Source organism: Ochrobactrum chromiisoli (genome assembly GCF_026241335.1).
Lineage (GTDB): Bacteria > Pseudomonadota > Alphaproteobacteria > Rhizobiales > Rhizobiaceae > Brucella > Brucella chromiisoli.
In genome coordinates, this window is record NZ_JAPHAV010000001.1 from 841,436 (window position 1) to 860,310 (window position 18,875).

Genomic DNA, 18,875 nt, shown 5'->3' on the forward strand with positions numbered 1-18,875 from the left:
CATTTTAAGATCAGCGAGCCTTGTAGGTTACGCTGATTTTTGCACCTGTCAGCGCGTGTTGCGCAAGTGTGTCCGGTTCCAGATCGTTGAGACTGATCGGCAAAGGCTTGTCGAAATCCACATCCATCGTGAAGAAGCCGGTTGGATGGGGCATGTCCGCAACAAAGCGCAGCAGCGCTTTTCGGGAATCCGCATTGATTTGACTGTCGGGCAACATTTCAATGCCTTTGCTTGCCACATCGCGCAGACGCGCAATATCGGCTTCCGGGTCGCTTTCACCCGTTTCGGAGGGCAATGCAGCGTAATTGGCAAGAACAGGCAGAGCGATGCTCTCCCATAGTCCTTGATTATCAAGGCGCAAGCGCAGATGAGAGAGCGTTGCGGTTGGATTAACGGTGAGCGAAGCAACCGACGAATCAACCGGCAGATTGATTTGCGCAGAAACTGAAGCCTTGCCAATCTTTAAACTGCTGATTTCCGCATTCTGAATGTGCAGATAACCACTCTGTGGGTTGAAGCGGTAAGACGCCGTAAAGTCCATCGGCCACTGCTGAATTGAGGTGATATAATCGGAAACCTTGTTGCCGCTTTGCAGCGTCATGCGCACACCGTCCACTGCGATGCGTCCCCATTGTGGTGCGGCTTTGCTCAAGTCAGGTGCTTCTGACAGATAATCCTGCAAGCGATCAGCTTCGAGGATTGCCCTGTCGATCGTCCAGCCCATAATGCGCATCGTGTGATAAACGCTGTTCGATACAATGCAGCCATCGGGGATATCTCTGACGGCATAATCCTTGCCAGGTGTGAGAAGGCTCATACCATTGAGGAATTCTTCACACCGGTTAAGCGGTGCATTCTCGGGTGCAGGCGCCGCTTTTTGCGCAAATGCTGATGTGGATGCAAGGGAGAGCAGAACGGCAGGGAGAATGAAGCGCATATCACCGAATTCTAATTTGAACGAAATAAGATGCGCTGCATCATTTCCATATGGGCGCCGCTGTCAACCAGCGACCATGATGTTGTTATGTCTCGCTCCAAACAGCAAGTTCATTACCCGCAGGGTCGGTGAAATGAAAACGACGACCGCCCGGAAATGCAAAAATCGGCTTCACAACTGTGCCACCAGCTTCTGTCACAGCCTTCAAAGTTTCTTCGAGTTGCGCTGAATAAAGGACAGGCAGGGGTTTGGGGGTTGCTTCCGGGTCGGCATCAAAACCACCATCCAATCCCTCCGCAAAAGCAGAATAGGTCGGGCCATAATCAACAAAGGACCAACCAAAAGCACGCGCATAAAAACTCTTTGCACTATCCAGTGATCCCTTGGCCGCAGGCATTTCAAGATAATCAAGTTTACCGGTGATACGCATAGTCAACTCCAAATGTTCTATTTTTGTTCTTATTTCTGATCTAATCCGCCATCAGAGTCAAGCTGATGAGCTGGCTTTATCGTTGTCTAATCGATTCTATTACGATGCTTTGTCTTTTTTGATTGGCAGACAACGACTTGATCGCATAAGCACGAAGGTAATTTCTGCAGTTCTGTGGAAAAACACAGACATTGCGGACCGTTACCTGCGCAAGGGAGGCCAGCATGGCAAAGTGGGTGTACGCATTCGGTGATGGCAAGGCAGAGGGTGCTGCGAGTGATCGCAACCTTCTCGGCGGCAAGGGGGCGAACTTGGCTGAAATGAGCAGCCTTGGTTTGCCTGTGCCGCCCGGCTTTACGATTACAACCGAAGTCTGCACCTCCTATTATGACAATGAGCGCTCCTATCCTGAGGAACTTGATCAGCAGGTGCAAAACGCGCTTGATCAGGTGGCTGCCTTGACCGGGCGCGTGTTCGGTGGCTCGGAAAAACCTTTGCTTGTATCGGTGCGTTCGGGTGCGCGAGCATCCATGCCGGGCATGATGGATACGGTTCTCAACCTCGGTCTCAATGATGAGACGGTGCAGGCGATTGCACGCGAAGCTGATGATGAGCGTTTCGCCTATGACAGCTATCGCCGTTTTATCCAGATGTATTCGGATGTCGTGCTTGGTGTTGATCACGGTTTCTTCGAAGAAATTCTTGAAGACAAAAAGGCAGATCTCGGTGTTGAAGTCGATACAGCTTTAAGCGCTGCCGACTGGAAAGACGTGATTGCGCTTTATAAGGCGAAAGTTGAGGAAGAACTCGGCGCGCCTTTTCCGCAAGACCCCCGTGAACAGCTTTGGGGCGCGATCAGTGCCGTTTTCTCAAGCTGGATGAATGCACGCGCCATCACCTATCGTCGCCTGCATAGCATCTCGGCCCAATGGGGTACGGCGGTGAATGTTCAGGCCATGGTGTTTGGCAATATGGGTGAAACCTCTGCAACGGGTGTTGCCTTCACACGTAACCCTTCGACCGGCGAAAAGAAGCTCTATGGCGAGTTTCTGGTCAATGCGCAGGGCGAAGATGTTGTTGCAGGCATTCGCACGCCGCAGAACATCACTGAAGAAGCGCGCATTGCTGCCGGTTCCGACAAGCCTTCGCTTGAAAAAGTTATGCCGGAAGCCTTTGGCGAATTTTTGAAAGTCGCAGATCGGCTTGAACAGCATTATCGCGATATGCAGGACCTGGAATTCACCATCGAGCGCGGCAAGCTCTGGATGTTGCAAACCCGCTCCGGCAAGCGCACGGCAAAAGCAGCACTCAAAATGGCTGTTGAAATGGTCGCAGAAGGGCTGATTACCGAAGAAGAAGCTGTGTTGCGTATTGATCCGGCGGCACTTGATCAGCTTTTGCATCCGACCATTGACCCGCGTGCCGAGCGCATCGTCATAGGCCAGGGCTTGCCCGCTTCTCCCGGGGCTGCCACGGGCGAAATTGTGTTCTCGTCCGAAGATGCGGAGCAGGCAAAAGCTGAAGGCCGCAATGTCATTCTGGTGCGTGTTGAGACAAGCCCGGAAGACATTCACGGAATGCACGCTGCTGAAGGTATTCTCACCACACGCGGTGGTATGACCAGCCACGCGGCTGTGGTCGCGCGCGGCATGGGCAAGCCATGTGTCTCGGGCGCGGGTTCGTTGCGAGTTGATTATCGCAACGGCACGATGCTTGCTGCCGGGCAAATCTTTAAAAAAGGTGACATCATCACTGTCGATGGTGGTAGTGGTCAGGTGCTGAAAGGCGCTGTTGCCATGTTGCAGCCCGAGCTGTCTGGTGATTTTGGCAAGCTCATGGAATGGGCCGACAAGACTCGCCGCATGAAGGTGCGCGCCAATGCGGAAACGCCTGCCGATGCCCGCACAGCACGCTCGTTTGGCGCCGAAGGCATCGGGCTTTGCCGCACCGAACACATGTTCTTTGAGGGCGAACGCATTATCGCGATGCGCGAAATGATTCTTGCTGACAAAGAGGATGGCCGCCGCACTGCTTTGGCCAAACTTCTGCCAATGCAGCGCTCGGATTTTGTTGAACTGTTTGAGATCATGAAGGGGTTGCCTGTCACAATCCGCTTGCTCGATCCGCCATTGCATGAGTTTCTTCCGCGCACCGATGAGGAAGTTGCGGAAGTGGCAAGCGCCATGGGTGTTGACGCGGATAAACTGCGTGAACGTGCCGATAGTCTTCACGAGTTTAATCCGATGCTTGGCCATCGCGGTTGCCGTCTGGCTATCTCCTATCCGGAAATCGCTGAAATGCAGGCGCGTGCAATCTTTGAAGCCGCCGTTGAAGCGGGCAAGAAAACCGGCGAGCCGGTGGTGCCGGAGATCATGGTGCCGCTGGTCGGTCTCAAGGCGGAGCTCGATTTTGTCAAGGCCCGCATCGATGCGGTGGCAAAAGAAGTGATTGGCGAGTCCGGCGTGCAGATCGACTATATGGTCGGCACGATGATCGAATTGCCGCGCGCAGCCCTTCGGGCAGCTGAAATTGCCGAAACCGCAGAGTTCTTTTCTTTTGGCACCAACGATCTCACGCAGACCACTTTTGGCATTTCACGTGATGATGCAGCGCCGTTCCTTTCGACCTATCAGAGCCGAGGCGTGATCGAACAGGACCCGTTTGTTTCATTGGATTTCGATGGTGTGGGCGAGCTGATTCAGATTGCAGCCGAGCGTGGTCGCAAAACACGCGACAAACTCAAGCTGGGGATTTGTGGCGAACATGGCGGCGATCCGGCATCAATCAGTTTCTGCGAGCAAACAGGCCTTGATTACGTGTCCTGTTCGCCATTCCGCGTGCCGATTGCACGGCTTGCAGCCGCCCAAGCCGCAATTCGCAATAAATAGTTACCACACTTCGGCTATGATTCTGGCATTTAAGCGGGCAGCTTATTGCCAGAATTCTATGTGCCGGGGTGGCTATGTTTCGTTTTTTGTCAGCGGCGGGGGCCGCGCTCGTTTTTTCTTGCTCTGTGGCCAACGCTTCTGATGCATCGTCAAAGACGGATAAACATGAGAAAATCAGCATCGTTGAGCCGCAATTGCATATCGCAAAAGGCGGTTCGGCTGCGCCGCAGGTTGCATTGACCCTTGATGCTTGCATGGGGAAGACGGATCACCGTATTCTTGATGTGCTGGTGCGGAACCGCATTCCGGCAACAATTTTTGTAACCGCGCGCTGGTTGAAACAAAATGCGGAAGCTTTTGCGGTGATGAAAGCCCATCCTGATCTTTTCGATATTGAGAACCACGGCAACATGCATGTGCCAGCCATCACCAATGTGCCGACCATGTACAATATTAAAACGGCAGGCTCACTGGATGCCGTTCGCTCTGAAATTGACGGTGGTGCCGATGCGATCGTGCAATCAGGTGCATCGAAACCGCTCTGGTATCGCGATGCAACGGCCCGTTATTCGACAGATGCGATTAAATTTGCACAAAGCAGGGGCTATAAAATCGGTGGTTACTCGCTCAATGGCGATCAGGGCGCATCGCTGCTTGCACCCGTCGTTGCCCGGCGCATTTCAGCCGCACGCGATGGTGATGTGATTATTTCACATATCAATCAGCCCACGCGTTCGGCAGGCGAAGGCGTTGCCAAAGGCATTCTTGCACTTCAAGCCAAAGGCATGAAGTTTGTAAAGCTAAGAGATGTCGAGACAACCATGACACTCAATCCGGTGCCCGCACATCATCTTCATGTGGACGCAGTTCCGCAACCGGACAATTGATAGACAAGGTTCATTCGCCGTTGATCGGACCTTGAGGCGTCAGGCTTTTCATGACCTCTGCATAATTGCGGCCAAGACTGACGAAAAGAGCATTTTCGCCGGTGGGCGGCGCAACGGAAAGCGTTGTCCCATCATTTCCCAAAGTCACAAAAACAACCTGATCCTGTGGCTGGCCGGCAATCGCGATGGCACCGATGCGCTGAGCCGTACTCGTATCGAGCGCAGGCATGTTGAAAAGCACTTCGCCACCCACCCGCTCTGCGGCTTTGGCAAGAGCTGTGTCAAATCCTTCAATCAAAACGTCGATGGCTCCGAGCGCAAATTCCAGCTCGACGGCCTCCAGGGTCATGACTTCCTGCTCGGAGGCAGCAATGCTGGATGTGGCTGATGAATGCCCATTATGAAGGTTTCGATCCATGTCGTCCTTTCCGACGAATCCGATAAACGCCCCATATACGCGATCATGCCCTCCATTAGGAGTTGCTACAATGATTTTTATATTGATTTAGCTATATTTTTTAAGCGCATTTTTTATAACTGGACGAATTGCCAGTGTGACGCCCGCCTTTTTCTTTTGCGCCAAGGCAGTCTCTGTTATGCATGAGACCGCGGTTTTCAAATCATTCTGGGGCGTTGCATGAGGAAACTTCGTTATCAACGCAGGCAGTCACGTTCCGCAATATGGGCATTGCGGTTCGGTATATTTGCCTTTGTGCTCTCCGTGCTTGGCCTCATACTGCACAGGTTTGGCAAGCTTGAAACACCACACTTCGTTCTCATTGCTGCTCTTGGTGCAGTGATTGCAATATTGGCTTTGCTATGCGCAGCCAAAGGACTGCGTAATCTCTGGGTCAATGGAGATAAAGGCGGCGCGCGCTCCTTTTGGGCGGGGTTTCTGGCGTTTTCAGTTCTTTTGCCGGTCTGCTTTGTGGGTAATCTTTGGTATGGCTCGGCACGCATTTTTGATGTGACAACCGATTTTGAGATGCCGCCACAATTTCCATCAACGATGCCGCAGCGTTTGGCCGGGATGAACCCGCTCTCAGAGGCCGTTCAGGGGGACATGCTGGGACAGATGGCGGCTTATCCCGATGTGATCGGACGCCGCTATGAAGCTGCGCCTGATCGTGTGGCGCAAGCTGTTGTCAATACGCTCAAAGCTTTTAGCTGGACGCAAATTGGCCGTGATATTCCCTTGTCACAACAAAACGCGATCCGTTTTGCTGTGATTGCGCATAGTCCAATTCTTGGCCTGAAAAGCGATGTGGTGATCCGGCTGCTTGACGAAGGCGAAATCACCTATGTTGATATGCGGTCTTTATCACATTATGGCGATCGCGACATGGGGCTGAACGCAGCTTTCATTACGCAGTTTTTGAGCGCACTTGAGGGAGAGGTCAACAAAGCGCCTGCTGATGCTGAATAATTACTTTGGCTGATAAATACCGTTAAGCGAGGGATTGCCGTCGGTGGTGATTTCATCGCGCCCCACAAGGTCTTCAAGGTGTGCGAGCACCGACAAGGCGGCCGCACCATGCAGACGCGGATCGGTGTCGCGATAAATGGCCTTGACCATATCGGGAATGGTGCGGTCGCCTTGCACGATCCGCTCCAGTATTGCGCGCTCCCGCATTTTGCGATGTGTGCGAAGACCACGCACAAAAGCTGCGGGTTTGGTAACAGCTCCACCATGACCGGGCAGATAGATACGATCATCACGCTCCAGCAGCTTTTCAAGTGACGCCATATAGTCGCTCATGGAGCCATCCGGCGGTGCTACAATCGAGGTCGCCCACGCCATGACATGATCGGCAGAAAACAGAACATCCGAGTCCTCAAGGGCAAAGGCCATGTGATTGGCGGCATGGCCGGGCGTGTGTATGCCACGCAAAACCCAGCCGTCGCCATCGACTTTTTCGCCATCCGCCAAGGCCAGATCAGGAGCAAAATCAGTATCCGCACTGGCTTCGAGCAGATTCACTTCGCCGTTGTGATAAGGTCGGGCCGGGCGATGCGGACCTTCAGCAACGATAAGCGCGCCGGTCTGCTCTTTTAAGCGCTTTGCGAGCGGCGAGTGGTCGCGATGTGTGTGGCTCACAAAAATATGGCTCACCGGACGGTTACCAATTGCTGCCAGAAGGGCCTGAAAATGCGCCTCATCTTTCGGGCCCGGATCGATGATGGCAAGGGTATCCGTTCCGATGAGGTAGCTGTTGGTGCCATGAAATGTGAAAGCGCTCGGATTATTTGCGGTCAGGCGTAAAATATCTTTACTCAAGGCAATCGGAGTTCCATATTCAGGAGAGAAACGACCGTCGAAATCCAGCGCCATTGAATGGTCCAATGCTTCTTTGGTTTTATTGCCTGAATTGATTAGAATTTATAATGTCAGGTTTCAAATGGATTATCTGGTTTTGCAAACCGGAACGCCCAGTCTAAGGAGTGAGATAAAAATGCAGAACAGATCTCGGGCCAAAGCCGCCACCGCATCACTCGCCGCCAGCTATCTGCCCACAGGGCAATTGGCACGGGCTTTCTATTTTGTCTCGCTTGCCCTGATCGGCACCGCTGTGCTGACCATATCGGCAAATATCAAGGTCGATCTTCTTTATGTGAATGTGACGATGCAGACCTTTGCGCTTTTTGCGCTTTCGGCGGTCTATGGATCGCGTCTTGCTGTCGCAACGGTAGCGCTTTATCTGCTTGAAGGCGCACTCGGTATGCCGGTTTTCACCGGAACGCCTGAAAAGGGTATTGGCCTTGCCTATATGGTCGGCCCGACTGGCGGCTATCTTCTTTCCTATCTTGTTGCTGCATGGATGATCGGTCGCGCTGCCGACAAGGGATTGGCCCGTAATCCTTTGGCGCTGGGTGGTGTGATGCTGCTTGCCGAACTCGTTGTGCTTGTCATGGGTGCCGGTTGGATGGCTTATCTCTTTGGTCTTGAAAAAGGCATTGCCTTTGGCTTCGGCGTTTTCATTGTCGGTGATCTGATCAAGCTCGCACTTGCGGCCTGTGGCGTTCCAGCTGTGAGCGCCTTGTTCAAGCGCTGACAGATCCAGACCGCTGTAAATTTGAAAGGCCGGGTGACGATCCCGGCCTTTTTCATCTGTATGTTGAAACTGCTTCGCGATTGACAATACTTTGGATGCGACGCTTTGCTATGCAAGATGCGTTCAGTGACTGGGGGAGGGCTGAGTGAAGTTTGAAGTGCTTGAGGTTGAGCGGCTGACAAAGGCCGCTTTCGCGCCTTTTGGGGATGTGATTGAAGTGGAGGAGGCCGAGCGCCGTCTCATCAACAATGGCACAACGGAGCGCTTTCACGATCTGGCCCGCGTTGAGGCGGCGGGCACCAATGCGCGTGTTCTGATCAATATATTTCGCGGTCAGTTTTTTAAGCTACCAATCGATATTGTCATGCTGGAGCGGCATCCATTTGGTTCGCAGGCTTTTGTTCCGCTCAATAGCAGGCCGTTTCTCGTGGTTGTCGCCGAAGATAATGATGGCAAGCCTGACCGACCACGCGCATTTCTGGCGCGGGGTGATCAGGGTGTCAATTACTGGCGCAATGTCTGGCATCATCCGTTGGTGTCTCTCGAAGAGACATCGGATTTTCTTATTGTTGACCGCGCGGGCAGTGAAGATAATCTGGAGGAATATTTCCTGTCGGATGTTACCTACCGCATAGAGACAATTCCGGCTCCTGAAAAGCAAATCTGAGGTGAACCATGGGCAAGCTATCCACACATGTTCTAGATACGGCCCATGGCAGCCCGGCGGCGGCAATGCGTTTAGAGCTTTACAGGCTTGGTGCTTTGGGAAGCACTGAGCTGATTAAGCGCACGGTCACCAATCTGGATGGTCGTACGGATGAGCCATTACTCAGTGGCAGTGAGATGCAGGAAGGCACTTACGAATTGCAGTTTCACGTCGCTGAATATTTCGAGGGGCGTGGCGCCGATGTTGCCAATCCTCCTTTTCTCGATCTGATCCCGATCCGCTTCGCAATCGCAGATGAAGACGGCAATTATCACGTGCCTCTGCTGGTGAGCCCCTGGTCTTATTCCACATATCGTGGGAGCTGACTTATCCCCATCATCAGGCAAGCGATTAAGCTCCTCGCATTGTTACCGCGAGGAGTTTTTCATGGATCAGACACCCAATCTCAAACTTCCCTATATTGCGTCCAGCCAGGCACAGAAACACGTGACCCATAATGAGGCGCTGCGATTGCTGGATGCAGTTGTACATCTGAGCGTGAAATCACGCACGCAAACCGATGCGCCTGCAACACCTTTATCCGGTGAACGATATATCGTTGCAGCACCTGCCGCAGGGCTGTGGGCAGGCAAGGCCGGTATGATCGCCGTCTTCGTTGATGGCAGCTGGTCTTTTATTGCTGTGGCAAAAGGCTGGCTGGCTTATGTTGAAGATGAAAGCAACCTGCTGGTGTTTAACGGCACGCAGTGGGAAGGCGCAAGTTCCATCCCGGAACGTCTTTCTCTGTCCATGCTGGGCATTCAAGCGACGGCTGATGCGACCAACCGTTTTGCACTCTCTTCAGAGGCAAGTCTGTTTAACAATGCCGGCGCAGGGCATCAGGTAAAAGTTAATAAAAACACCTCCGCTGACACCGCAAGCCTGTTGTTCCAGTCAGGCTGGACTGGACATGCCGAGATGGGCCTGAGTGGTGACGATAATTTCAGCATCAAGGTTGGCAATGATGCCGGCAATTGGCGCGTCGCGGTGAAGGTTGACGGGGAAACCGGCAATGTTGCAGTGGGGGCAATGTTGCCGACAACCCGCCTGCATGTTGATGGGCCCGTTCGCCCGGCGTCCTATCCGGTGTTCGGATTGCCATCTGCCTCTCAACACGGTGCCGGAGCCATTGTTTTTGTGAACAACGCGAGCGGCGGTGCGCAAATGGCTTATTCAGATGGAACAGTCTGGCGCAGTATTCGTACCGGCAATATGATCATATAAGTTTCTGCTTCATAGGCGGCGCGGTGGTTTTACCGCCCCCTTTTTCCTCTTCGATATTGTATTGGTCATTCTGTGCAATCAAATGCTTTTGAAATATGGAAATATCACTGTATTCACTTATCAGCGAGTTGGTTTTTCGGGCCTCTTTGGGTGAGATGCTGTAAAGGCTCTTAAATGCTTTGGTAAACTGGCTTGTATTCTGAAAACCACAACGATAGGCGATTTCTTTAAACGAAAGCTGCTTGCCCTGTATTTCAATCAATAGTTGATAAGCAAGATCAAGCCGTTTGTCTCGAATGATTTTTGCCACGCCGCCATCTGCCTCGAAAGCTCGATAAAGATGTGAGCGCGAGACGTGAAAATGCTGCTGGATAGACCTTGGCTTTAGGGCAGAATTGGTAAGGTTATCATCAATATATGCCAGAATCCGATGTCGCATGGTCAGTTTCATGGCTACGCTGTTTGTTAATTCTTGTTGCGTGCCGTTAATGCAGGAAGCCAAAAGTGTTAGCATTGCCTCTCTGGCAGCCGTTGCTTCGGTTGCATTGAGCTGTGAACTGATATTGATCATATCCTTCACATAGTTAAACAGTAAAATCGTTGTTGGGGATTGCGCTTTAAGGACGGAACCATCCAACTTTCTCCATCCGGTGCGCTTTTCCAGCTCATGTTTTGGGATGAGAACTGTGATCCGCCCATCTGTTTCAGTGCTGCTTGATACCACCTGCGATAAATTGAGAAGAATAATATCACCCGGATGAGCGAAAACCTCTATGCCGTTAAAATTTCCGTGCAGCGTTCCCGCCAGAATGATGTGAAGAATATAATGGTCAAGTCCATTATTCGTGATCAGTCTTTCGGCGCATTGATCGCTTTGCTTGTTAAAATTTGTGCTGCCCAACAGCAGCGATTCCATCGTTTTTTCGCGTAAAACTCCGCGAAAGCCTTTCAAATGAGGGCCGGTGTTTTTAGGCGCCTCATAATTGGCTTTAAATGCATCATCCCCAAACTTATCTCGGCCTTGGGAATACTCCATGTTCATCGATAAAAAGAGTTCAATATCCATCTCAATCCCATCTAAACTTAATTAGAACATGTGGATAAGCAAAAATTTAAGATTTCGAAGCAAGTATATGGATGCTGATTTGAGTATATATAAAAAAGTAAAAGATTCGCTAGTGTGAATAAAATATTTTATATGAAGTATTCGTTCATTCTAAATAATAATATTTTAATTAACTTATATTTACGCGCTTAAAATTAAGGTTTATTGATCGTTTTAAATAAAAAATGATCGCATCAAATCAAGCGCCTGCATTTCGGGCTGGGTTTTGTTCTGATGCGATCAAGAAAAGCGACGAAAATATAGAATGCGTCACGTCAGATTTAATAAGGGCTTTCGACCTTGCCCATTTCCACATAGACGGTCTTGATCTGGCTATAATGGGTCAATGCTGCAATGCCGTTTTCACGGCCAAAACCCGATTGTTTATAGCCGCCAAAAGGTACTTCGACCGGCGTAAGATTATAGGCATTGATCCAGCAGGTGCCTGCCTTGATCTGGCCAATCACGCGATGACCGCGGGCGATGTCAGCGGTGAAAACACCTGCCGCCAGGCCAAATTCGCTATTATTGGCACGCGCGATCACCTCTTCTTCGTCAGAGAATTCCAGAATACTCATGACTGGACCAAAAATTTCCTCACGCGCAATGGTCATCATGTCGGTAACACCCGTGAAGACCGTTGGCTCAATAAAATAGCCTTTATCAAAGCCCTGAATTTTTGGAATGCCGCCGCCACAGGCGAGCGTGGCACCTTCGGCTTTGCCCTTTTCAATGTAGGACAGAACCTTGTCGCGTTGCGCGCCATTGACGAGCGGACCCATCTGGGTTGCTTCATTCAGAGGGTCGCCAATGCGGATTTTGCGGGTGCGCTCAACAAGACGTTCGATAAAGACGTCCTGAATGTTTTTATGTACGAAAACACGTGTGCCGTTGGAGCAGACCTGTCCTGTCGAATAGAAATTACCCAGCATCGCGCCGCCAATGGCACTCTCAATATCGGCGTCATCAAAAACGATGATCGGCGATTTCCCGCCAAGCTCCATCGTGACATGTTTGAGCTGTTCGCCAGCCTGCGACATGATTTTTTTGCCGGTCGGAACCGAACCAGTCAGCGAAACCTTTGCTGTCAGACGGTGATTGACAAGTGCGGCACCGACATCGCCAAAACCTTGCACCACATTGAACAGGCCGTCGGGGAGGCCAGCCTCCTTATAGGCTTCCGCCAGCGCGAGGGCAGAAAGAGGGGTGTTTTCCGATGGCTTGAAGATGAAGGCATTGCCCATGGCGAGTGCTGGCGCGGATTTCCATGCGGCGATCTGGATTGGATAATTCCATGCGCCGATCCCAACGCAGATACCGAGCGCTTCGCGACGTGTATAGGCAAACGAGCCACCAAGCTCCACGAATTCACCATTGAACCCGGAAATGACACCGCCAAAAAACTCCAGTGCATCGGCGGCTGACGCAGCATCCGCTACCAGTGTTTCCTGTAGCGCTTTGCCGGTATCAAGTGTCTCAAGCTTGGAGAGTTTTTTGTTTTTTTCGCGCAGAATTTCAGCCGTGCGGCGCAAAATGCGGCCTCGCTCTACGGGCTTGAGTGCCGCCCATTCGCCCTGCGCTTTCAATGCTGCTGCATAGGCGCTCTCGATGACGTCCGGTGTTGCTGAATAAAGCTTTGCAATTTCTTCGCCCGTTGCCGGATATATGACTGAAAGCGGCTTGCCAGCTTTATCGTCCACGAATGCACCACCGATGAAATGCGAGGCTTTGGGTTGAACTTTCATACTATTCTCCTCGAAGTTCATTAGCGATCAGATATTTCCCAGCGCGGGTTAATCCATGGCTCTTGGTTGGACCTTGCCAAAGGCGTGCGACCCAGAATGTGATCTGCCGCTTTTTCGCCGGTCATGATCGACGGGCCGTTGAGATTGCCGTTGGTTATACGCGGGAAAATGGACGAATCCGCGACCCGTAATCCCTCAACGCCAATAACCCGGCATTCAGGATCAACCACGGCCATTGGATCGTCAACTGATCCCATTTTGCAGGTTCCGCAAGGGTGAAATGCACTTTCCACATGCTCGCGAATGAAATTGTCGATCTCATCATCCGATTGAACATGCGCGCCGGGTTGGATTTCTGCACCACGATAGGATGCAAACGCATCCTGCCCAAAAATCTCTCGGGTTAACCGCACGCAATGACGGAAATCGGCCCAGTCATCCTCGTGCGACATATAATTGAACTGAATGCGTGGCTTTTCGCGTGGATTGGCAGAGCGAAGCGTCACACTACCACGCGATTTTGAGCGCATTGGTCCGACATGTGCCTGAAAGCCATGGGATTCTGCTGCTGCCTTGCCGTCATAGCGGATAGCGACCGGCAGGAAGTGATATTGAATATCCGGATATTCGACACCCGCTTTCGAACGCACAAAGGCGGCAGATTCAAAGTGGTTTGTCGCGCCGTCACCAGTTTTGAAGAACAGCCATTGTGCCCCGATCATGGCTTTGGAAAACAGGTTGAGTTTCGAGTAGAGCGTGATCGGCTGCGTGCATTCCTGCTGGATATAGACTTCCAGATGATCCTGCAGGTTTTGGCCAACACCGGGCCGGTCAGCCAGCACTTCAATGCCGTGTTCTTTAAGCTGCGCAGCTGGGCCAATGCCCGAAAGCATCAGCAGCTTAGGCGAATTAATAGACGATGCGGCGATGATGACTTCGCGCCGCGCGCGGATGGTCGAGAAGCTTCGGCCTGCTTCGATCTCAACACCCACGGCGCGCTTGCCTTCCATCACGATTTTGCGCGCCAGTCCTTTGACGAGCTTTACATTAGGGCGTTTGAGCGCAGGTTTGAGATAGGCATTTGCAGCAGACCAGCGACGTCCATTATGAATCGTCTGCTCCATCGGACCGAAGCCTTCTTGCTTCTCGCCATTATAATCGTCTGTGACTTCAAAGCCTGCCTGTTTTCCTGCATCAACAAAGGCCTTAAACAGCGGGTTGTCGCGACGTCCACGCTGAATATGCAACGGGCCATGGGTGCCGCGCCAGCCTTCCTGCCCACCGTGGGAGTTTTCCATCCGTTTGAAGTAAGGCAGTACGTCCGCAAAGGACCAGCCGCGTGCGCCGCTTTCCGACCAATGATCATAATCGCGTGCATGGCCGCGCACATAGACCATACCGTTGATGGATGATGAGCCGCCGACCACCTTACCACGTGGTGTCACCAGACGACGCCCACCGATATGTGGCTCAGCTTCTGTTGAAAAGCCCCAGTCATAGGTTTCCATATTCATGGGGAAGGAGAGGGCGGCAGGCATCTGGATCAGCGGACCAATGTCCGGGCCACCGAACTCGATGACGATGACCGAATGCTGGCCGTCTTCCGACAGGCGATAGGCAAGGGCCGAGCCAGCGGAACCTGAGCCGATGATAACGAAATCCGCTTCCATTTTTATTTCTCCGCCGCAAGCTGAACAGCGATGTAATCTTCGACAAGCGCAATCGCTGAATCTGCATTGGGCGCATCGGCGCCGAGGGCGTGGCGGATATAAAGCCCATCGATCAGTGCACCGGCACCTTCCGCAATACGGTTTGCACGCTCGCGGCTGGTGAGTTGCTCCAGCGCGAAGACAAAATTGGAATGCAGGCGGCGCGCATAGATGCGCAAAAGCCGTCTTGTGTCTTCGGACTGCTGCGCATGGACGTAGAAAGTCAGCCAGGCTGCAATGGTCTCCTGCGCAAACTGTGACGCCGAAAAATTGACGGCAATGATTGCTGCTAAACGCTGATGCGGGGTTTCCGCAAGTTTCACAGCCGCATTCAGATCGCTACCCAGCTCACGCAGCAAATGGCGCATGGTGGCGAGAATAAGCTTGTCCTTGCCGCCAAAATAATGATGCGCGAGCGCAGGCGAAACGCCGGCTTCATGCGCAATCTGCGCAACCGTCACGTCCAGCGAACCACGCTGGCCGATTGTACGAATGGCAGCGTCGATCAGTTCGCGCCGCCGTAAAGGCTCCATCCCGATTTTGGGCATAATCGTCATCCGGGTTGAGGGTGAGTTTGAATGCATTTTATATTTGATTGACTGATCAATCAATAAAAACTCTTGATGCAGAAAAATGCGAATTAATTTCGCCGCGTATGAGGCCAAATCTGTGGGCTTGCGGGAAATAGTGGCTCTGGATACATTCAGACGATGAGCAGAGCTTTCACCAAAGAACAGGATGACGCGCCGACGGATCTCGGCGAACGTCCCATTAGTCCGCATCGCAATCTCGTCACGGCCAATGGCCTGAAGATGATTGAAGACGAGCTTGCGCGTCTTCATCGCGAACTGGCAGAGGCGAATATTGCAGGAGAGCGTTCGGCAATTGCCCGTCTTTCGCGTGATCTCCGCTACTGGACGTCACGTCGCGAAACAGCAGAACTATCCGTGCCCGAGCCGGATAGCGATGTTGTGCGCTTTGGCATGACGGTGGAGCTGGAAAACCTCGATGATGGTGGCACGCGGGTATGGACCATTGTTGGCGAAGACGAGGCCGACCCAGCCAGCGGCAAAATTTCCCACGTTTCGCCTGTGGCCATCATGCTTTTTGGCAAGCCGGTGGGCGATGTTTTGAAGATCAATGGCAAGGACTGGGAGATTCTGGCTTTCAAGATATGATTTACAGCCACCCTTTTCGGCGGAAATAGAACAGCGGCAGAAGCGCTGAGGCCACCATCAGGCCCAGCGCTATCGGATAGCCCCATTGCGAATGCAGCTCCGGCATGAACGAGAAGTTCATACCGTAGATGGATGCGACAAGTGTCGGCGGCATGAAGCCCACGGCTGCAACTGAGAAAATCTTGATGATTGCGTTTTGCTCGACAGAGATTAGACCGACAATCGTATCAAGCAGGAACGTAACTTTATTGGATAGAAAATCCACGTAAGCGACGAGCGACTGTGTATCGCGCTCCAGCGATTTGATCCAGGAACGTGTGTCTTTTTTGGTCGCAACAGGGCTGTTGATCGCAGACAGATAGACAAGCATGCGACTGACGCCAGCAAGACTTTCCCGCATTCGCGATAGAAACGTACCCTGTCCGCCGATCTGCGTGAGAATATTCCGGAAATCCTCTGTCGTCATTGGCCGCGCCTTTGGTTGGCGGCGATAGATCGAATGTGAGGCTGCATCAATTTTGCCAGCAACACTTTCCAGTATATCCGCCAGACGGTTAGTGGTTGCCTCAATAATGCCAAGCATGATCGAAAGACCGGAGCATTTGGCGTTCGGGATCAGACCATTTCCGGGTTTGGTCGCGCGGTTGATATAAATGCTGACTGATTTGGGATCGGCATAGCGCACAGTGACCAGTCTTTGCCCGTAAAGGACGAATGTAACGGGTGCGAGCTCACGGTGATCCAGATCGACCGCATGAAGGATCGGCACCGTCAGATACTGCGCGCCATTTTCCATGTAGAATCGGCTCGATTCTTCAATTTCCGTCATGTCTTCGCGGGTAGGAATCGAGATGCCGGTCCATGCTTCAACGACGTGATCTTCATTGACGCCCGGTGCGAGCAGATCAATCCAGATAATATTATCAGGCAAAGGCGTGCCGGGCTCTACCTCGACACGTTCAAGATGATCTCCATTAAGGCAGTAAAGATTGATCATGCGGCACCCGATTGCGAAGTCTGAAATTTTACCCGCCACATTGCGTTAAAAATGTTAACGGAATGCGGCAAGCAGCTTCATAGCGGTATTTATCACAATGTTTAAGCTATTGCTCCAGGTGTACGATGTAGTACACCGCTGTCTTGTGATGAGATTGAAATGAAAGGTGCTGGCGATATGAGCCACACAAACCCTGCGGCTGAGGCCTCACTGGTTGATGCTGAAACAGACAGCGTGCCGCAACCGCCTGAGCCGGAAAAGCAAAGCAAAGCGCTGCGTATCCTTCTTGGCCTGAGCCTTGTTCTGATCGCGGCAAACCTGCGGCCTGTTTTCTCCAGCGTGTCCGTGCTGTTGCCTGAAATCATCGACGCAACTGGTATGTCGGGTGTGGCGGCAGGTGTTTTGACGACCTTGCCGGTGGTTTGTCTCGGGGTTTTCGCGCCTTTTGCGCCGCGCCTTGCGCAGCGCTTCGGTGCTGAAAAAGTTCTGTTGTTTGTGCTTGTCGCTTTGACGATTGGTACGGCGATACGCGGCATCGGAAATTCAGCATCACTTTACATAGGCGCGACACTTGCAGGCGCCGCAATTGCTACGGGCAATGTGTTGCTGCCGGGCGTGGTGAAACGCGATTTCCCAAAAACCGCAGCTATCATGACCGGGCTTTATACAATGGCGCTTTGTGGCGGCGCGGCAGCAGCGGCCGGTTTCACCATTCCGATTGAGCATATGCTGGGTGGTTCTTGGAACCTGGCTCTGGCCTTCTGGGCTTTGCCGGCAGCGCTTGTTTTGGCACTTTGGTTGCCACAAGCCTTGCGCGCAAAACACAATGTCGCACATTCTGGCTTTAAGGTTATGGGCTTGTGGAAAGACAAGCTTGCATGGCAAGTCACGCTGTTCATGGGGCTTCAGTCTTCTATGGCCTATGTGGTTTTTGGCTGGCTCGCACCGATTTTGCGTGAACAGGGACTGAGCGCAACCGCAGCCGGAGGGCTGGTTTCATTCTCCATTATGGTGCAGGTCATCACCTGTCTGGCAATCCCGTCGATTGCGGTGAGGCAGAAAAGCCAAAGCCTGCTCAATGTTGTGCTTTGCATGAGCGCAGCACTCCCGCTGATTGGCTTTCTTTATCTGCCGCAATGGAGTTTCTGGTTGCTTGCGATCATTCAGGGCTTCGGGCAGGGCGGTCTTATCGCTGCGGCCATGATGGTGATTGTCTTGCGTTCGCCGGATTCGCATACGGCGGCGCATCTTTCCGGTATGGCGCAATGCATTGGTTATACACTGGCTTCCGTCGGACCGCTGGTGGTTGGACTGATTCACAGTGCGACGGGTAGTTTTGCGGCCTGCGGCCTCTTTTTTGCTTTGATTGGCCTTGGCGCTGCGATTAATGGCTGGGGCGCAGGCCGGTCAAAACATGTCGGCGTAAAAGTCATACAAAAAAAATAAAAAAGTCCCGGAAGACCGGGACCTTTGTTTTACAATAAGAGCTTATATGAACTGTCCGAGACCCGGAATTGCACCGATCACGGCGTCTACAGGTTCATCGCCAGCCTTTTCTTTTGCAAAGCGAATGGTTTCTTTGGCAACGCCAGAGATTTCACCCATGCCGAGGCCAGCACCCATGAGTTGCGAGCCGAGGCCCATAACACCACCCATCAGGCCGGACAGGAGTCCGCCGCCCTTAACCTGCGAAATGGCTTCTTCCGCGCCGGGGAAAGCTGCGATCAGCTGCTGAACCTTGTCGGCTGGACCTTCCTTTTGCAGAAATGCCAAAATCATACCAACGGCTTTCTCCGCCGTTGCCGCATCAATGCCAACATTGGAGGTGATGCGTGCAATCAGTTCATCCATAGAAAGTCTCCCAAAATCTTACGTTTACGTAATATGCATTGTCATCGGGACTTTGCAAGCTTTCATGGCTTAAAATAATTCTGTTTTTAAAAACTTAGCGCCGTGAAATTAAACAGCAAAGCAGAAAATCCGCTTAATCATTGTTGCAGCGCGATGGTGCTTGTA

General features: G+C 52.2%; 19 protein-coding genes. 9 read left to right on the forward strand and 10 right to left on the reverse strand.

Going from position 1 to position 18,875, the window contains the following annotated elements; translation table 11 throughout:
- Positions 1–10: 10 nt before the first annotated feature.
- Both OPR82_RS04010 and OPR82_RS04015 read right to left on the reverse strand, forming a co-directional pair.
- A complete protein-coding gene (locus tag OPR82_RS04010; protein WP_265983141.1) occupies positions 11–937 on the reverse strand; it encodes a hypothetical protein in 927 nt (308 codons plus the stop codon).
- A gap of 85 nt (positions 938–1,022) precedes the next feature.
- Entirely contained in the window at positions 1,023–1,367 is a 345-nt protein-coding gene (locus tag OPR82_RS04015) for a VOC family protein (RefSeq protein ID WP_265983142.1), read from the reverse strand.
- Between the two features lie 224 nt (positions 1,368–1,591).
- Between OPR82_RS04015 and ppdK the strand changes: the two genes are divergently transcribed.
- Positions 1,592–4,255, forward strand: coding sequence for a pyruvate, phosphate dikinase (gene ppdK / locus OPR82_RS04020; RefSeq protein WP_265983143.1), 2,664 nt, complete (start codon positions 1,592–1,594; stop codon positions 4,253–4,255).
- A 74-nt stretch (positions 4,256–4,329) separates the two neighbouring features.
- Positions 4,330–5,142, forward strand: coding sequence for a polysaccharide deacetylase family protein (locus tag OPR82_RS04025; protein ID WP_265983144.1), 813 nt, complete (start codon positions 4,330–4,332; stop codon positions 5,140–5,142).
- A 10-nt stretch (positions 5,143–5,152) separates the two neighbouring features.
- Here OPR82_RS04025 and OPR82_RS04030 read toward each other — a convergent pair whose 3' ends face one another.
- Positions 5,153–5,560 carry a hypothetical protein gene (locus OPR82_RS04030; protein ID WP_265983145.1) on the reverse strand — a complete coding sequence of 136 codons (408 nt, stop codon included), beginning with the start codon at positions 5,558–5,560 and terminating at the stop codon, positions 5,153–5,155.
- A gap of 219 nt (positions 5,561–5,779) precedes the next feature.
- Here OPR82_RS04030 and OPR82_RS04035 point away from each other — a divergent pair, with 219 nt between their 5' ends.
- Positions 5,780–6,568 (forward strand): DUF1499 domain-containing protein, encoded by a 789-nt coding sequence (locus OPR82_RS04035; RefSeq protein ID WP_265983146.1) that lies wholly within the window; start codon positions 5,780–5,782, stop codon positions 6,566–6,568.
- Here OPR82_RS04035 and OPR82_RS04040 read toward each other — a convergent pair whose 3' ends face one another.
- A complete protein-coding gene (locus OPR82_RS04040) occupies positions 6,569–7,474 on the reverse strand; it encodes an MBL fold metallo-hydrolase (protein ID WP_265983147.1) in 906 nt (301 codons plus the stop codon). It lies immediately after the preceding gene.
- Between the two features lie 121 nt (positions 7,475–7,595).
- On the opposite strand from OPR82_RS04040, the gene OPR82_RS04045 reads away from it, so the two are divergent.
- The 4 genes from OPR82_RS04045 (at position 7,596) to OPR82_RS04060 (ending at position 10,125) form a co-directional block, all read left to right on the forward strand.
- Positions 7,596–8,195, forward strand: coding sequence for a biotin transporter BioY (locus tag OPR82_RS04045; RefSeq protein ID WP_265983148.1), 600 nt, complete (start codon positions 7,596–7,598; stop codon positions 8,193–8,195).
- Positions 8,196–8,340: 145 nt separating this feature from the next.
- The gene (locus OPR82_RS04050) at positions 8,341–8,862 is read left to right on the forward strand and encodes an ureidoglycolate lyase (RefSeq protein ID WP_265983149.1); all 522 of its coding nucleotides are present in this window, start codon (positions 8,341–8,343) and stop codon (positions 8,860–8,862) included.
- A gap of 8 nt (positions 8,863–8,870) precedes the next feature.
- Complete coding sequence (gene uraH / locus OPR82_RS04055; RefSeq protein WP_265983150.1) at positions 8,871–9,227, forward strand: hydroxyisourate hydrolase; 357 nt, start codon at positions 8,871–8,873, stop codon at positions 9,225–9,227.
- A 61-nt stretch (positions 9,228–9,288) separates the two neighbouring features.
- Positions 9,289–10,125 (forward strand): DUF2793 domain-containing protein, encoded by an 837-nt coding sequence (locus tag OPR82_RS04060; protein WP_265983151.1) that lies wholly within the window; start codon positions 9,289–9,291, stop codon positions 10,123–10,125.
- Here OPR82_RS04060 and OPR82_RS04065 read toward each other — a convergent pair.
- From OPR82_RS04065 to betI, 4 genes are all read right to left on the reverse strand, one after another.
- Positions 10,118–11,191, reverse strand: coding sequence for a helix-turn-helix domain-containing protein (locus OPR82_RS04065; protein ID WP_265983152.1), 1,074 nt, complete (start codon positions 11,189–11,191; stop codon positions 10,118–10,120). The genes OPR82_RS04060 and OPR82_RS04065 overlap by 8 nt on opposite strands.
- 320 nt (positions 11,192–11,511) lie before the next feature.
- Positions 11,512–12,975, reverse strand: coding sequence for a betaine-aldehyde dehydrogenase (gene betB / locus OPR82_RS04070; protein WP_265983153.1), 1,464 nt, complete (start codon positions 12,973–12,975; stop codon positions 11,512–11,514).
- A 20-nt stretch (positions 12,976–12,995) separates the two neighbouring features.
- Positions 12,996–14,645, reverse strand: a complete 1,650-nt coding sequence (gene betA / locus OPR82_RS04075; protein WP_265983154.1) for a choline dehydrogenase — start codon at positions 14,643–14,645, stop codon at positions 12,996–12,998.
- Between the two features lie 2 nt (positions 14,646–14,647).
- On the reverse strand, positions 14,648–15,232 hold the full coding sequence (betI, locus tag OPR82_RS04080; RefSeq protein WP_265983155.1) for a transcriptional regulator BetI: 585 nt from the start codon (positions 15,230–15,232) through the stop codon (positions 14,648–14,650).
- Between the two features lie 162 nt (positions 15,233–15,394).
- On the opposite strand from betI, the gene OPR82_RS04085 reads away from it, so the two are divergent.
- A complete protein-coding gene (locus OPR82_RS04085; RefSeq protein WP_265983156.1) occupies positions 15,395–15,862 on the forward strand; it encodes a GreA/GreB family elongation factor in 468 nt (155 codons plus the stop codon).
- A gap of 1 nt (position 15,863) precedes the next feature.
- On the opposite strand, the gene OPR82_RS04090 is transcribed toward OPR82_RS04085, so the two are convergent.
- A complete protein-coding gene (locus OPR82_RS04090; protein WP_265983157.1) occupies positions 15,864–16,859 on the reverse strand; it encodes a magnesium transporter CorA family protein in 996 nt (331 codons plus the stop codon).
- 177 nt (positions 16,860–17,036) lie between these two features.
- Here OPR82_RS04090 and OPR82_RS04095 point away from each other — a divergent pair, with 177 nt between their 5' ends.
- Positions 17,037–18,305 carry a CynX/NimT family MFS transporter gene (locus OPR82_RS04095; RefSeq protein WP_265983853.1) on the forward strand — a complete coding sequence of 423 codons (1,269 nt, stop codon included), beginning with the start codon at positions 17,037–17,039 and terminating at the stop codon, positions 18,303–18,305.
- Between the two features lie 42 nt (positions 18,306–18,347).
- Here OPR82_RS04095 and OPR82_RS04100 read toward each other — a convergent pair whose 3' ends face one another.
- A complete protein-coding gene (locus OPR82_RS04100; protein ID WP_265983158.1) occupies positions 18,348–18,710 on the reverse strand; it encodes a DUF2267 domain-containing protein in 363 nt (120 codons plus the stop codon).
- Positions 18,711–18,875 lie beyond the last annotated feature (165 nt).